Genomic DNA, 12,966 nt, shown 5'->3' on the forward strand with positions numbered 1-12,966 from the left:
GTGCGGCTTAACGATGGGGGTGCGGGCGGTGCTGGAGCGGCATGAGATCGAGGCGTTCCTGACGCTGTCGGAGGAGCTGCACTTCGGCCGGACGGCGGAGCGGCTGCACGTGTCGACGGCCCGGGTGAGCCAGACGATCCGCAGGCTGGAGCGGCGGGTGGGGGTCCGGCTGTTCGACCGGACGTCGCGGCGGGTGGAGCCGACCCCGGCGGGGCGGCGGCTGGCGGCCGAGATCGGGCCGGCGTGGGCGCGGATCGGCGCGGCGGTGGAGCGGGCGGTGGAGGAGGGCCGGGGCGTCACCGGGACGCTGGCCGCCGGGTTCACCGGCGCGGCGGCGGGGCAGCTGGTGGCCGGCGCCGCGGAGCTGCTGCGGTCGCGTGAGCCGGGCTGCCGGGTGCTGATCCGGGAGGTGCGGGCCGGTGACGTCGCGGCGTGGCTGCGCGACGGCGAGGTGGAGGTGTGCCTGGCGGTGTTCCCGGTGGCCGGGCCGGCTGGGGCGCGGCCGGGAGCCGTGGAGGAGGCGGGTGTCGTGGCGGGGCCGGTGCTGGTGCGGGAGGCGGCGATGCTGGCGGTGCCGTCCGGCCACCCGTTCGCGCGCCGCGCGTCGGTGCCGGCGGCGGATCTGGCGCGGGTGCGGTCGCTGGAGCCGGGCGCGACGCTGCAGGAGACCCTCACGATGGTCGGTGCGGGCGAGGGCGTGGTCCGCGTGGGCGCGCATGTCCGCCGCTACCACGCGCGGCCCGATGTCGCCTACGTCCCGCTGGAGGACGCGCCGCCCGTGGAGTGGGGGCTGGTGTGGCGTGCCGGCGGTGACAGCGCCCGTGTCCGCGCGTTCGCCGACGCGGCGCGCGACCTGCTGCGCGGCCCGTGACCCGAGGGCCCCGGCCGGGGTGTGAGGTGCATCTCTCCGGCCGCCGCGGCGTCACATCCGGGGGCCGCACGGGGCTCTTATATGCATGGGAACATTCGCGATTCAGCCGCGTGACGTGACCTGCCACACCCTCCTGTACGCCGCCCACGACGCGTTCCGCCGGGACCTGGACCGGCTCGCGGCTGCGGCGGCGGCCGGCAAGGGCGGGGCCGCGCACGTGCGCGCGGGCTGGGAGAACCTCAAGGACCAGATCCGCATGCACCACGATCCGGAGGACCGCCTGCTGTGGCCGCGGGTGCAGCGGGCGTTGGCGGGCCGCCGCGCGGAGCAGGCGGTGCTGGAGGAGATGGGCACCGAGCACGCCCGGATCGGGCCGCTGATCGGGCGGGTCGACGCGGTGATGCGCGGCGGCGGGGACCTGCCGGCGGCGGTGCGGGAGCTGCGCGGGGATCTGGAGGCGCATCTGCGGCACGAGGAGATGACCGCGCTGCCGCTGGCGGAGTCGGTGCTGGGCCCGGCGGAATGGCGGGAGTTCGCCGCCGAGGCCGGCAGCAGCTGCGAGGCGGGCACGCCGCTGTTCGTTCCGTGGGTCGTGGACGGGATCGCGCCGATCGAGCGGAGCCGGTTCCTGACGGCGCTGCCGGCGCCGGTGCGCGACCGCAACCGGGTGGCGTGGGAGCCCCGCTACCGCAAGCGGCGCCTGTGGAGCGCCTGAGGGACTGACCCAACCGTCCGCACCGCCCGCGGGACGCGGGGTCACCAGGGGACGGCGCGGGCGGTGATGTGGTGGTCGGCGGGGTCGTAGTAGGACAGCAGCAGCGCGCCGCGGGTGCTGAGGGCGGGGTGGCCGATGAGGGCGCGGCACTGGTCGAGGCCCGATCCGCCCGAGCAGGGGACGGCGCCGTCCGCGGCGGGGGTCCAGGGGCCTTCGGGGGCGGGGGCGCGCCAGAGGCGGTACCGCCCGTCCAGGCCGCGCTGCTCGACCATGACCAGGCCCTTGCCGAGGGCGCTGTAGTCGGCGACGTGGACGAGGTAGGGCGCGGCGCCGTGCACGACGGTGCGGGCGCGGGCGGCGTCGGGGGTCCAGCCGCCGGGCGTCCAGTACCGGTAGGCGGCGGGGTCGCGCCAGGCGGCGGGGTCGGCGGTGACGCGGGCGAGGGTGACGCGCCCGCCGTGGCAGGCGCCGTAGGCGGAGGCGTCGCACACCGAGGCGAACAGGTACAGGTGGCCGCGGGCGAACACCGGTGAGCCGAGGTTGTGCTGGAACGGGAGCCCGGCGGGGGCGGTGAACAGCCGGGTGCGGCCGGTGAGGGCGTGTCGGGCGGGCCGGTAGGTGACCAGGCCGAATCCCTGGGTGCTGATGGCGGTGCCGTGCACGCACACGTCGGTGTAGGCGATCAGGAGGGTGCCGGTGCCGGGCGGTCGGGCGGCGCCGGAGGCCCAGGAGGCGCCGTAGGCGGTGCCGGGGACGTGGCAGGGACGGCCGTCGGGCAGGACGAGGCCGGGCGGGGCGCCGAGCATGCCCTGCGGGGCCCGTGCCCGCCCGGACGGCGACGGCCCGGCGGACGTCCCGGCGGACTGCGCGGGGGGCGTGCGGGGGCCGCCGGCGGGGGTGGGCAGTTCGGTGAGGGCGGTGGGGACGCGGCCGGGGCCGGCGGGGCCGGCGGCGGCGGTGGTGCCGAGCCACAGGCCGGGGCGGGCGCCCTTCCAGACCGTGTCGCAGAACAGCCAGATGCTGCGGCCGGGCCGGCCGGGCAGCGGGGCGCTGAAGCCGCAGTCGCGGTCGATGGTGTTGCCGGGGGCGGCGGCCTCGTAGGCGGACAGGACGCGGGCGGGCGGCGCGGCGCCGGGAGGGCGGGGCGGGGACGAGGAGACGCCGGCCGCGACGGCGATGACCGCGGCGAGCAGGACGGTGACGGCGGCGGCGAGGCACGTGCGGGGGCGGGGAAGGCTGCGGGTCAACGGTGCCCTCCCTCCCCGGGCGCGGCTCGGCGGTGGGTCTCACAGAGTGGCTCGCCGCGGGCCGGTGGGCAACCGGCGCCGGGGACCGGTCCGGGCGCGGCGTCCCCACGCGGGCGGCTCAGGAGCGGGTGGTGAGCAGGGCCAGCACGGCGACGCCGGCGGTGAGCCAGGCGGCGTAGTCGCCGATGTGGCCCGAGTGCAGGGAGTGCAGGCGGGCGGAGGCAGCGGCGGCGGCGCGTCCGGCCAGGCGCCCCGCGGCGTGCGCGGCGCGGGGCCGTCCGGAGGCGCGGCGGGCGGCGGGGACGGCCAGGGCGAGCAGCAGCGCGGCGGCGGCGCCGCCGAGGCCGGACGGGGTCCACGGGTCGGCCGGCGGCCCGTGCGGGCGGGCGACGTGGCCGTCCAGGACCAGACCGGCGTAGGCGTCGCGGCCGGCGAAGACGTGGGCGGCGTCGGCGACTGGCCCGCCGGGCATCAGCCCGGCCGCCAGCCCGGCGGCCAGCAGCGCGACGGCGGGGGTGAGCATGATCCACGGGATGGACCGCAGCGTCCCGGACGTCTCGGGGTCCTCGCGCCCTCCCCGGCCGCCGGCGCCGGCGGGGGTGCCTCGGAACACCACGAGCCACACGCGCAGGACGGCGCCGGCGGTGAGCGCGGCCGCGGCGATCGACAGCGGCATGAACCACCACCAGCCGATCTTCAGGGCGGCGTGTTCGGCGACCGAGTGCCCGGCGAACAGCCCGGACGGCGGCACCCCGGCCAGGCACAGCGCGCCGACCAGGAAGACGGCGCCGGTGACGGGCATGCCGCGGCCGCGGCCGCGCAGGTCGCGGGCGTCGACGCTCTCGTGCCGGTTGAGCAGGGCCCCGGCGGCCAGGAACAGCGCGCCCTTCACCCCGGCGTGCCCGGCCAGGTAGTAGGCGGTGCCGGCGAGCGCCTCGGGGGTGCCGGCGGCGACGCCGACCAGCAGCAGCCCGGTGTGGCTGATGGTGGAGTAGGCCAGCATCCGCTTGATGTGGTGCTGCAGGACGCACATGACGGCGCCCAGCAGCGCGGCGGCGGCGCCCAGGACGGCGATGGCGGTGAGGGGGACCAGCCCGGCGAACACGGCCCAGTAGGTCCGCGCGACCCCGTACACGCCGAGTTCGACCATGACGCCGGAGAACAGGACGCAGACGGGGGTGGGGGCGACGGCGTGGGCGTCGGCGAGCCAGAAGTGGAAGGGGACGGCGGCGGCCTTGACGAGGTAGCCGGTGCAGATGAGCACGAACGCGGCGGTGACCAGCGCGCCGGCGCCGCCGGCCGCGGCCAGGTGGCGTCCCGCGGCGGCCAGGCCGAGTTCGCCGGTGCGGCCGTAGACCAGGGCGATGCCGGTGAGGGTGAGGTAGGCGCCGATCGACTGGACGACGCCGAAGTTGAGGGCGCCGTGGACGGTGGCGGGCTCCTCGGACCGGTAGCCGGTGAGGGCGATCGCGACGACGCTCATCAGCTCGAAGAACACGAACGCGTCGAACAGGTCGCCGGTGTAGACGAACGCGCACATCGACGCCAGGAACAGCAGCATGAGCGCGTGGAAGATCGCCTGGATCTCGCTGAAGTAGCGCCAGGAGAACGCCAGCGCGGCCAGGGTGAGCGCGGCGGTGACGCAGGCCAGCGCGGCGGCCAGGGGGTCGGCGGCCAGGGGGATGCCGACGCCGGTGCCGGGGCCCCAGCCGCCGAGCCAGACGACCTGGGGGTGGTGGGGGGCGCGGGCGAGGGTGAGCGCGGTCAGCGCGGTGACGGCGGCGGCGGTGGCGATGGCGGCGACGTCGACGGCCAGGCGCGGCAGCCACCGCCCGGCGGCGGCCAGCAGGGCGGCGACCAGGACGGGCAGCGCGACGGTGGTCTGCAGGATCACGATTCGAGGGACCGCAGTGCGCCGGGGTCCAGGGTGCCGCGGCGTCGGGCGACCTGGACGGCCAGGGCCAGCAGCAGCGCGGTGACGGTGGCGCCGACGACGATGTCGGTGAGGGCCATGGCCTGCACGACGGGGTCGGTGACGGGCCCGCCGGCGGGCGGCGGCGGCCGGTCGGAGAACACCGGCGCGGTGGCGCCGTAGCGGTAGCCGATGGCCAGCAGCAGCACGTAGGTGCCGGACTGGGTGACCGACAGGCACACCACGGCGTGGATGAGGTCGCGGCTGGTGACGATGCCGTAGACGCCGACGAGCATGATCCAGCCGGCGGTCAGGTAGGGCAGGACGCTCACGGCGGCTCCCGGGTCGCGGCGCCGGGTCCGGCGTGGGTCTGGCCGCCCGGGCCGTCGTCGCGGACGAGGAGTGCCTGCTCGAAGAACTTGCCGACGAGCAGGACCAGGGCGCAGCCGACCTCGACGCCGACCGCGGTGTTGAGGGCGGGGACGCGGCCGGTGGCGGCCTGCCCGGCGGCGGCCAGGGCCAGCACGGCGAACGCGGCGGCGGCGACGGCCTCGGCGGACTCCAGCAGCGGGATGGGCCGCAGCCGCTGCAGGGCGGGGTAGTCGCCGGCGAGGTAGAGCAGGTGGACGGCGGTGCCGAGGATGACGCCGCCCTGGAATCCGCCGCCGGGGGACTGGTGGCCGTGCGCGACGATGTAGACGCCGGCCAGCAGGGTGACGGGCAGCAGCAGGTGGCCGACGATGCGCAGCGCGTCGGAGACCTCGGCGGGCCCGTGCCGGAGGGAGGCGCCGTCGTCGCGGTCCTCGCGGCCGGCGGCGCGCAGCAGCACCACGGCGCCGACCGCGGCCGCCAGCAGGATGATCTCCTCGCCGAGGGTGTCGAAGACGCGCTGGTCGAAGGTGACCGAGGCGACGGCGTTCGGAGTTCCCTGCCGCACGGCCTGCTCGACGGCGCGGTCGGCGTAGGGGTGCGCGGCGCCGCCGAACGCGGGCAGGCCGAGGGCCCCGGCGGTGAACACCGCTGCGGTGCCGGCGGCGCCGGCGGCGAACAGCAGAGTGCGGGCGGGGGCCTTCACCGGCGCGCACCCCGCCCGCCCCGGCCGCCGCCGGGCCCGGCGTCCCGTTCGCCCTCGTCGCCGCCTCCGGCGCGGCCCGCCTCCCGGCCGCCGCCGCGGTGCCGGCGGGTGGCGTGCAGGGCCAGCACGACGATGAGCGGCACCAGGACCGTGCCGACGCCGAACTGGGACATGGCCACGTCCGGGGCCTGCAGGATGAGGAACAGCAGTCCGAGGGCCATCCCGTACCCCGACAGCACGATCGCCTGCCGGACGGTGCTGCGGGTCAGCACGACCGCGGTCGCCATGAGAGCGGCCATGGCGAGGGCGGCGGCGATGAGGGCGTCGGCGAGCGGCCCCGACAGCGCGTCCAAGGACAGGGCGTTCACGGCGGGTTCACTCCGTCGTGCCGGCGGCGCGTTCGACGGCCTGGCCCGCGGTGACCACCGTGGCGGGCCCGGTGGCGGCCAGCAGCACCGCGATCACGGCGAGCTTGGCGACGTCGTGCCACGACGACCAGGGCCGCAGCGCGACCCCGGTGACGAGCAGCGGCGCGGCCAGCACGGTGACGGGCGCGACGGTGTGCAGCCGGGCGGCGGCGCCGCGGGTGAAGGGCAGCCGCAGCGCGGCGGCCACCGCGACCGCGGCGCCGGCCCAGGTCAGCACGTCGGCGAGCAGGCCGAGGCTCATCGGCGTTCCTCCTGGACACTCACAGGGCCTCCTTCACAGGGCCTCCTTCACAGGGTCCGGCTCAGGAACCGGGCGAACACCAGCGATCCGGCGAACGACAGCAGCGCCAGCACCAGGGCGACGTCGAGGTAGGCGGAGCGGGCGTAGGCGGCGGACAGCAGCACCAGGACGAGGGTGACCAGCGGGCCGGTGACGATGAGCCCGGCGAGCCGTCCGGCGGGAGGGCCGTGCAGGGTCGAGGCCAGTGCGGGCGGCAGCGCGCCGGCCATGACGGCCAGCGCGGGCACGGCGGTGTTCAGCACGTCCGCGGTCATGCCGGTTCCCCGTCGTGCGGGGCGCCCGGCGCCGCGCCGGCGTCCTCCCCGGTTTCGGGGCCGGTGCGGTGGACGAGCCCGGTGTCGTGCAGGCGCCGTTCGAACGGGGACGGGTGCGGGGTGAGGCGGTGGACGCGCAGCAGGCCGCGTTCGGGGTCGACTCCGCCGACGTAGGCGCCGGGGGAGGCCGACACCAGCAGGGTCGCGGTGCCGCGGCGGGCCCATCCGGGCGCGACGCCCACGGGCGTCCAGCCGCCGCCGGACGCGCCGCGCACGGCGATGCGGGCGGTGTCGGCGATGATCTGGGCGGGCAGCAGCGCCAGCGGCGGCAGGAGCCGGGCGGGCGGGACGGGGGCGGAGCGGTCCGGGGGGCCGTGGGCGGTGCCGGTGGTGAGCAGGGCGCGGCGCGCGGCGACGGCCGCGGCGGCTCCGGCGGCGGCCGCCGCCGCGCCGACGGTGATCTCGGTGAGGGTGATCGCCGGCGCCAGCGCGAGGTATCCGGCCAGCAGCACCGGCCACCAGGCCAATGGTTCGGCCGCGCGGCGGGCGGTCGTGTCGTGGGGGGCGGGGTCGGGCCGGCGGTCGGGCATGGCTTGCGCATACCCGGACGGAGGCTTCCAATCGCCGCCGGCGGCGGCGGGCGGGGATGTTTGCCGCGTCCGGGCCGGGTAGGGCGCCGGTTGCAGGCCCGTTCAGCGAGCCGGGGACGGGCAGGGGAGGCGCCGGTGACCAGGTTCGGGTACTTCCTGTCGGCCGAGGAGCACGGGCCGCGGGAGCTGGTGCGGCAGGCGCGGATGGCCGAGCGGGCGGGGTTCGAGGCGCTGTGGATCTCCGATCACTTCCATCCGTGGCTGGACGAGCAGGGGCAGTCGCCGTTCGTGTGGTCGGTGGTCGGGGCGGTGTCGCAGGCGACGTCGCTGCCGGTCGGGACGGCGGTGACGTGCCCGCTGGTGCGCACCCATCCGGCGGTGATCGCGCAGGCGGCGGCGACCAGCGCGGTGCTGACCGGCGGCCGGTTCACCCTCGGCGTCGGGACGGGCGAGTTCCTCAACGAGCACATCGTCGATTCGCGGTGGCCGGTCGCCGCCGAGCGGCTGGACATGCTGGAGGAGGCCGTGGGCCTGATGCGGCGCCTGTTCACCGGCGAGCTGGTCACCCACCGCGGCGAGCACTTCCGGGTGGACACCGCGCGGCTGTACACGCTTCCGGACGAGCCGCCGCCGATCTTCATGTCGGGTTTGGGGAGCAGGGCGGCGCAGCTGGCGGGGCGTATCGCCGACGGGTTCATCTGCATGATGCCCGACGAGGAGCTGATGGCGGAGTTCCGGCACGGCGGCGGCGAGGGCCGTCCGGTGCAGGGCGGGCTGAAGGCGTGCTGGGGCCCCGACGAGGGCGCGGCGCGTCGGACGGCGCTGCGGCTGTGGGCCAGCGACTTCCTGCCCGGCGAGGCGAACCGGCTGCTGCCGCTGCCGCGGCAGTTCCGGCAGCTGTCGCGGCTGGTGACCGAGGACATGGTGGCCGAGCGGGTGCCGTGCGGCCCCGACCCGCGGGTGCACGCGGCGGCGCTGCGCGCCTATGCCGACGCCGGGTTCGACGACGTGTTCGTGACGCAGATCGGCCCGGAGCAGGACGGCTTCTTCGACTTCTACGCCGGTGAGGTGCTGCCGCGGCTGCGCGGCGGCTGAGGCCGGCCCGTCCCGGGGCGAGGCCCCGGGCGGTACACCCCCCGAAGGAAGGATGGATATGAACACCCCCTCGATGCCCGGTGACGGGCCTGGAAAGGCGAGCAGGAACGCGTCCGGCGCCGGCGGTACCGCCGGCAAGGCGGGCAGGGCCGGCAAGGCCGGTGCGGGCACCGCGCAGAAGACCGCCGCGGGAGCCGCCAAGGGCGGCGCGAAGGGCGCCGCGGGAGCGGCGGAGGGCACGGCGCAGGGCGTCCGCAAGGGCGCCGCGCAGGCCGGCGGGCAGGTGGCGGCGCTGCCCGGCCGGGTGGCGGGGCTGGCCAGGCTGATGACGCTGGCGCGGCTGCTGCGCGCCGTCCCGGTGGTGGCGGCCGGTGTCGCGGGCGTGGTCGTCGGGCGGCTCATCGCCAGGCGGCGCTGACCCGCCCGGCGCGCGCACGAAGGCGCCCCCGGAGCGGCCGTCCGCGGCCCTCCGGGGGCGCCTTCGTGGCCCTTGACCGGCGGATGACCGAAACGGGGCGGCCAGTTTAGGGAGATCGGTGCGGGTACAGGGGTCACGTGAACAACCGCCAAAACCCCTCAAATAACACCAAACCCTCTAGACCCACAGGGAGTGGATGACATGACTGGGCCGATCGCCCAGCAGACCTCGGGCAGCAACTACGTCCAGCGCGGCGGGTCCGGCAGCAGCCTCGCCGACGTCGTCGACCTGATCCTCGAAAAGGGCCTGGTCATCGACATCTACGCCCGCGTCTCGCTGGTCGGAATCGAGATCCTCACCGTGGACGTGCGGATCGTCGTCGCCAGCGTCGACACCTACCTGCGCTTCGCCGAGGCCGTCAACCGCCTCGACATCGCCCACGACGGCACCTCGCAGGGGCTGCCGCAGTTCCTGGAGGGCATGCAGGAGTCGGGCGCCAAGAAGAAGACCCGCGGCGCCCTGGAAGGAGCCCAGGAACGGCTGAAGGAGACCTTCGGCGGCGACGACGACTCCGAAGAGGACGACGGCAGGCAGCCCGCGCGGCGCCGCTCGTCCCGCAAGAAGGAGGACGAGGAGTCATGACCACGCCGCAGCCCCCCGGCGGCCCGGCCCCCGGAGGCGCCCCGCAGTACGTGTACGGGGTGACCCGCTCGGGCGCGGCCCTGCCCGGCGACGTGAACGGCCTGGACGACCTGCCGGTCACCCTCGTCGAGGACGGCGGCGTGTGCGCCGCGATCGTCAGCGACCTGCCCCGCGACCGTGCCCTCGGCGAACGCGCCGACCTGGTCGCCCACCAGCGGGTCCTGAACGCGCTGGTCGACGCCGGGACCGTGGTCCTGCCGTTCCGGTTCGGCGCGGCGCTGGCCGACCGCGCCGCCGTGGAGAAGGAACTGCTCGCCGGCAACTCCGACCGGTTCGGGCACATCCTGGACCAGTTGGACGGCAAGATCGAGCTGCGCCTGAAGGCCACCTACGTCCAGGACGCGGTCCTCCGCGAGATCATGGCCGCCGAACCCGAGATCGCCGAACTGTCGCGGCGGCTGCGCGAGGTCCCGCCCGACGTCGCCGACGCCGTCTACTACGACCGCATCCGCCTCGGCGAGCTGATCGCCCAGTCGATGGAGCGGCTCCGCGAGGCCGACGGGCGGGCCCTGCTGGACGGCGCCGCCCCGGCGGCCGAGGCCGTCGCCGAGAAGACGCCCGTCCGTGAGGAGGACGTCCTGGACGCCTCCTTCCTGGTCCGCGCCGGCCGCCGCGCCGAGTTCGAACGCGCCGTCGACAAGCTGGCCCGCGACCACGCCGACCGCGTCAAGATCCGGCTGATCGGGCCGCTGCCGCCCTACGACTTCGTCCCGGAGGAGTAGGGCGATGGGACTGTTCACCGGGCTGGTCACGCTGCCGCTGGCGCCCGTGCGCGGCGTGATCTGGCTGGCCGAGACGCTCACCGAGCAGGCCGAGGCGCAGCTGTACGACCCGGGCCGGATCGCCGCGCAGATGCAGCAGATCGCCGACGAGGCCGCCGCCGGCGAGATCACCGAGGACGAGGCCGCCGAGCGTGAGGAGGAGCTGATCCGCCGGCTCAACGAGGGCCGTGCCCGCGAGCAGGCCCGCCGCGAGCAGGCCGGCGGCCTGGGGGCGCCGTGATGATGTCCGCGTCCGAGGCCGCCAAGCGGGCGGCCGAGCACGTCACCGCGATGACCGGCCGCGGCGCCGAATGCGTGGTGGGGGTGGAGCGCGCCGGCGAGGACGGCTGGCGCGTCCAGGTCGAGGTCGTGGAGACCCGCCGCATCCCCGACTCCGCCGACATCCTCGCGATCTACGAGACCGAGGTGGACGCGGACGGGGAGCTGGTCGGCTACCGCCGCGCCCGCCGCTATCCCCGCGGACGAGTGGAGAGGGACTAGAGCATTGAGTGAGACCCCCTGGACCGGGACCCGGTCTCCCACCCGGTCGATGGCCGGGGAGAAGACGTCGGCCAACCTGGCCGACCTGCTGGAGCGCATCCTCGACAAGGGCATCGTCATCGTCGGGGACATCCGGGTCAACCTGCTCGACATCGAGCTCCTGACGATCAAACTGCGGCTGCTGGTGGCGTCGGTGGACCGGGCCAAGGAGATGGGCATCGACTGGTGGGAGCACGACCCGTCGCTGTCGTCCAAGGCCCGGCAGCCCGCCGCGGAGGACGGCGCCGGCGGCGACCTCGCCCTGCGGGAGGAGAACCGGCGGCTGCGCGAGCGGCTGGCCGCCCTGGAGGCCGGTGACGGCGCCGCCGATGGAGACGACGGCGCGGCCGAGAAGGCCGGTGACGCGCCCGCGGCGCGTCCCGGGCGGGGGAAGGAGACCAGAACATGACCGACACCCGGTTCACCGGCGACACCGCCGTCTACCTGTACGGGGTCGCGCGGGACCTGGACCCCGCCGCGCTAGGCGACGCCGCCGGGGTGGCCGGCGCGCCGGTCCGCGGCGTGGTCGCCGGCGGGCTGACCGCACTGGTCAGCACCGTCCGGCTGGAGGAGTACGGCGAGGCGGCGCTGCGCGCCAACCTCGAGGACCTGGCGTGGCTGGAGGCCACCGCCCGCGCCCACCACGACGTCGTCGACCGCGCCGCCCACACCGCGCCCACCGCCCCGGTGCGCATCGCCACCCTCTACCGCGACGACGCCCGGGTCGCCGAGGTTCTGGCCGCGCAGGGCGAGCGGTTCGGCGCCGCGCTCGACCGCATCACGGGCCGCTCGGAATGGGGCGTGAAGGCCTACGCCGACCCCGAAGCCCTCCGCGCCCGCGACGCGGACGCCCCGGCCCCCGCAGACCCCGGTGGGGGGCTCGCGCCCAGGGCCGAGCCCCTCACCGGCCCCCAGCCCGCCGGTTCCTCCGGCGGGGCCGGGACGGCGTACCTGAAACGCCGGCAGGACCAGCGCCGCCGCCGCGCCGACGCGGCACGCCGGGCCGGCGAGCAGGCCGACGGCGTGCACGCCGAACTCGCCGACCACGCCGTGGCGTCCCGGCACCACCCGCCGCAGGACCCGGGCCTGTCGGGCCGCCGCGGCACCCAGATCCTCAACGTCGCCTACCTGCTGGACGAGGAGCAGGTCGAGGGGTTCCTGGCGGTGACGCGCGTGGCCGCCGAGCGGATGGCGGGCATCGAGGTGGAGGTGACGGGGCCGTGGCCGCCGTACTCCTTCATCGACACCGCCGACACCACGCCCGCCCGCGAGCCGGGGGACGGGCACCGGTGACGGCCGTCCTGGACCACGCCGGCGACGCGCCGATGGAGCGGATCGCGCTGGTCGACCTGCTCGACCGGCTGCTGGCCGGCGGCGTCGTCATCGCCGGGGACCTGGTGATCTCGATCGCGGGCGTCGACCTGGTGCAGGTGTCGCTGCGGGCGCTGGTCACCACCGTCCGCGACGAACTGCTGCCCGAGGAGGACCGGCCGTGACCCGACCGGACCGCGACCGCACCGCCCGTGAAAACACCGGCCGCGGCGGCGAGCCGGTGACCGGGGAGGTGTCGGTGCGCGACCCCGCCGCCGCAGATCCCGTCACCGGCGACATCCTGGCGGGCCGCACCGGCGGCTCGTCCCCCCACGCCCCCGTCCGCGCCGCGCCCGTACGCGAACCGGAACGCGCGATGGGGCCGCGGGAGCGATCGTCCCGGACGATGCAGCGCCTGCGGTCCGACCCCGAGACCGTGGAACGCGACCTGGTCAAGCTCGTCCTCACCCTGGTCGAGCTGATCCGCCAGCTGATGGAACGCCAGGCGCTGCGCCGCGCCGAGGGCGGCGACCTGTCCGACGACCAGATCGAGGCGCTCGGGCTGGCGCTGATGCGGCTGGACGAGGCGATGACCCGCCTCAAAGACCACTTCGGCCTCGACGACCACGACCTCAACCTCGACCTCGGCCCCCTCGGCCCGCTCCTCCCGCACGACTGACCGGCGGGCCGGCGGGCCGCTCACCCGGGCGGGTTGACGGCGACCGCCTTGAAGAACGTGTAGCAGA

Annotated in this window: 20 protein-coding genes; 12 read left to right on the plus strand and 8 right to left on the minus strand. The window is 76.4% G+C overall.

Features of this window, described 5'->3' with window-relative positions:
* Positions 1 to 28 precede the first annotated feature (28 nt).
* Both AB0C35_RS30370 and AB0C35_RS30375 read left to right on the plus strand, forming a co-directional pair.
* Positions 29 to 871 carry a LysR family transcriptional regulator gene (locus tag AB0C35_RS30370; RefSeq protein WP_358463155.1) on the plus strand — a complete coding sequence of 281 codons (843 nt, stop codon included), beginning with the start codon at positions 29 to 31 and terminating at the stop codon, positions 869 to 871.
* Between the two features lie 85 nt (positions 872 to 956).
* Complete coding sequence (locus AB0C35_RS30375) at positions 957 to 1,586, plus strand: hemerythrin domain-containing protein (RefSeq protein ID WP_358463158.1); 630 nt, start codon at positions 957 to 959, stop codon at positions 1,584 to 1,586.
* Positions 1,587 to 1,627: 41 nt separating this feature from the next.
* On the opposite strand, the gene AB0C35_RS30380 is transcribed toward AB0C35_RS30375, so the two are convergent.
* The 8 genes from AB0C35_RS30380 to AB0C35_RS30415 form a co-directional block, all read right to left on the minus strand.
* A complete protein-coding gene (locus AB0C35_RS30380) occupies positions 1,628 to 2,833 on the minus strand; it encodes a hypothetical protein (protein ID WP_358463161.1) in 1,206 nt (401 codons plus the stop codon).
* Positions 2,834 to 2,951: 118 nt separating this feature from the next.
* Positions 2,952 to 4,727: a complex I subunit 5 family protein gene (locus AB0C35_RS30385; RefSeq protein WP_358463164.1), complete on the minus strand. Its 1,776-nt coding sequence runs from the start codon at positions 4,725 to 4,727 to the stop codon at positions 2,952 to 2,954.
* Positions 4,724 to 5,077: a cation:proton antiporter subunit C gene (locus tag AB0C35_RS30390; protein WP_358463167.1), complete on the minus strand. Its 354-nt coding sequence runs from the start codon at positions 5,075 to 5,077 to the stop codon at positions 4,724 to 4,726. Before AB0C35_RS30390 ends, AB0C35_RS30385 begins: the two co-directional genes overlap by 4 nt.
* Positions 5,074 to 5,820 carry an MnhB domain-containing protein gene (locus AB0C35_RS30395; protein WP_358463170.1) on the minus strand — a complete coding sequence of 249 codons (747 nt, stop codon included), beginning with the start codon at positions 5,818 to 5,820 and terminating at the stop codon, positions 5,074 to 5,076. Before AB0C35_RS30395 ends, AB0C35_RS30390 begins: the two co-directional genes overlap by 4 nt.
* The gene (locus AB0C35_RS30400) at positions 5,817 to 6,188 is read right to left on the minus strand and encodes a DUF4040 domain-containing protein (protein ID WP_358463173.1); all 372 of its coding nucleotides are present in this window, start codon (positions 6,186 to 6,188) and stop codon (positions 5,817 to 5,819) included. The genes AB0C35_RS30395 and AB0C35_RS30400 overlap by 4 nt, the downstream gene beginning before the upstream one ends.
* A 7-nt stretch (positions 6,189 to 6,195) precedes the next feature.
* A complete protein-coding gene (locus AB0C35_RS30405; protein ID WP_358463176.1) occupies positions 6,196 to 6,489 on the minus strand; it encodes a monovalent cation/H(+) antiporter subunit G in 294 nt (97 codons plus the stop codon).
* A 47-nt stretch (positions 6,490 to 6,536) separates the two neighbouring features.
* Positions 6,537 to 6,803 carry a monovalent cation/H+ antiporter complex subunit F gene (locus AB0C35_RS30410; RefSeq protein WP_358463180.1) on the minus strand — a complete coding sequence of 89 codons (267 nt, stop codon included), beginning with the start codon at positions 6,801 to 6,803 and terminating at the stop codon, positions 6,537 to 6,539.
* Positions 6,800 to 7,393, minus strand: coding sequence for a hypothetical protein (locus tag AB0C35_RS30415; RefSeq protein ID WP_358463183.1), 594 nt, complete (start codon positions 7,391 to 7,393; stop codon positions 6,800 to 6,802). Before AB0C35_RS30415 ends, AB0C35_RS30410 begins: the two co-directional genes overlap by 4 nt.
* A 135-nt stretch (positions 7,394 to 7,528) precedes the next feature.
* Between AB0C35_RS30415 and AB0C35_RS30420 the strand changes: the two genes are divergently transcribed.
* From AB0C35_RS30420 to AB0C35_RS30465, 10 genes are all read left to right on the plus strand, one after another.
* Entirely contained in the window at positions 7,529 to 8,488 is a 960-nt protein-coding gene (locus AB0C35_RS30420; protein ID WP_358463186.1) for a TIGR03557 family F420-dependent LLM class oxidoreductase, read from the plus strand.
* A gap of 58 nt (positions 8,489 to 8,546) precedes the next feature.
* Complete coding sequence (locus tag AB0C35_RS30425; RefSeq protein ID WP_358463189.1) at positions 8,547 to 8,906, plus strand: hypothetical protein; 360 nt, start codon at positions 8,547 to 8,549, stop codon at positions 8,904 to 8,906.
* Between the two features lie 201 nt (positions 8,907 to 9,107).
* Positions 9,108 to 9,548, plus strand: a complete 441-nt coding sequence (gene gvpJ / locus AB0C35_RS30430) for a gas vesicle protein GvpJ (RefSeq protein ID WP_358463192.1) — start codon at positions 9,108 to 9,110, stop codon at positions 9,546 to 9,548.
* On the plus strand, positions 9,545 to 10,330 hold the full coding sequence (locus tag AB0C35_RS30435; RefSeq protein WP_358463195.1) for a GvpL/GvpF family gas vesicle protein: 786 nt from the start codon (positions 9,545 to 9,547) through the stop codon (positions 10,328 to 10,330). Before gvpJ ends, AB0C35_RS30435 begins: the two co-directional genes overlap by 4 nt.
* Positions 10,331 to 10,334: 4 nt before the next feature.
* Positions 10,335 to 10,610, plus strand: coding sequence for a gas vesicle protein GvpG (locus AB0C35_RS30440; RefSeq protein WP_358463197.1), 276 nt, complete (start codon positions 10,335 to 10,337; stop codon positions 10,608 to 10,610).
* Positions 10,610 to 10,870, plus strand: coding sequence for a gas vesicle protein GvpO (gene gvpO / locus AB0C35_RS30445; protein ID WP_358463200.1), 261 nt, complete (start codon positions 10,610 to 10,612; stop codon positions 10,868 to 10,870). The genes AB0C35_RS30440 and gvpO overlap by 1 nt, the downstream gene beginning before the upstream one ends.
* A gap of 49 nt (positions 10,871 to 10,919) precedes the next feature.
* Positions 10,920 to 11,318 carry a gas vesicle protein gene (locus AB0C35_RS30450; RefSeq protein ID WP_358463322.1) on the plus strand — a complete coding sequence of 133 codons (399 nt, stop codon included), beginning with the start codon at positions 10,920 to 10,922 and terminating at the stop codon, positions 11,316 to 11,318.
* The gene (locus tag AB0C35_RS30455; protein ID WP_358463203.1) at positions 11,315 to 12,202 is read left to right on the plus strand and encodes a GvpL/GvpF family gas vesicle protein; all 888 of its coding nucleotides are present in this window, start codon (positions 11,315 to 11,317) and stop codon (positions 12,200 to 12,202) included. Before AB0C35_RS30450 ends, AB0C35_RS30455 begins: the two co-directional genes overlap by 4 nt.
* Positions 12,199 to 12,405 (plus strand): gas vesicle protein, encoded by a 207-nt coding sequence (locus AB0C35_RS30460; protein ID WP_358463206.1) that lies wholly within the window; start codon positions 12,199 to 12,201, stop codon positions 12,403 to 12,405. The genes AB0C35_RS30455 and AB0C35_RS30460 overlap by 4 nt, the downstream gene beginning before the upstream one ends.
* Positions 12,402 to 12,899: a gas vesicle protein K gene (locus AB0C35_RS30465; RefSeq protein ID WP_358463209.1), complete on the plus strand. Its 498-nt coding sequence runs from the start codon at positions 12,402 to 12,404 to the stop codon at positions 12,897 to 12,899. Before AB0C35_RS30460 ends, AB0C35_RS30465 begins: the two co-directional genes overlap by 4 nt.
* Positions 12,900 to 12,966 lie beyond the last annotated feature (67 nt).

Origin of the sequence: Spirillospora sp. NPDC048819 (assembly GCF_040650055.1) — a bacterium.
Lineage (GTDB): Bacteria > Actinomycetota > Actinomycetes > Streptosporangiales > Streptosporangiaceae > Spirillospora.

What these genes read in the sequence shown, in the direction of transcription:
- AB0C35_RS30435 (WP_358463195.1), top strand. Translation starts at nt 9,545, where the DNA reads ATGACCACGCCGCAGCCCCCCGGCGGCCCGGCCCCCGGAGGCGCCCCG.
- AB0C35_RS30415 (WP_358463183.1), bottom strand. Translation starts at nt 7,393, where the DNA reads ATGCCCGACCGCCGGCCCGACCCCGCCCCCCACGACACGACCGCCCGC.
- AB0C35_RS30450 (WP_358463322.1), top strand. Translation starts at nt 10,920, where the DNA reads ATGGCCGGGGAGAAGACGTCGGCCAACCTGGCCGACCTGCTGGAGCGC.
- AB0C35_RS30405 (WP_358463176.1), bottom strand. Translation starts at nt 6,489, where the DNA reads ATGAGCCTCGGCCTGCTCGCCGACGTGCTGACCTGGGCCGGCGCCGCG.
- AB0C35_RS30455 (WP_358463203.1), top strand. Translation starts at nt 11,315, where the DNA reads ATGACCGACACCCGGTTCACCGGCGACACCGCCGTCTACCTGTACGGG.
- AB0C35_RS30425 (WP_358463189.1), top strand. Translation starts at nt 8,547, where the DNA reads ATGAACACCCCCTCGATGCCCGGTGACGGGCCTGGAAAGGCGAGCAGG.
- AB0C35_RS30410 (WP_358463180.1), bottom strand. Translation starts at nt 6,803, where the DNA reads ATGACCGCGGACGTGCTGAACACCGCCGTGCCCGCGCTGGCCGTCATG.
- gvpO (WP_358463200.1), top strand. Translation starts at nt 10,610, where the DNA reads ATGATGTCCGCGTCCGAGGCCGCCAAGCGGGCGGCCGAGCACGTCACC.
- AB0C35_RS30440 (WP_358463197.1), top strand. Translation starts at nt 10,335, where the DNA reads ATGGGACTGTTCACCGGGCTGGTCACGCTGCCGCTGGCGCCCGTGCGC.
- gvpJ (WP_358463192.1), top strand. Translation starts at nt 9,108, where the DNA reads ATGACTGGGCCGATCGCCCAGCAGACCTCGGGCAGCAACTACGTCCAG.
- AB0C35_RS30375 (WP_358463158.1), top strand. Translation starts at nt 957, where the DNA reads ATGGGAACATTCGCGATTCAGCCGCGTGACGTGACCTGCCACACCCTC.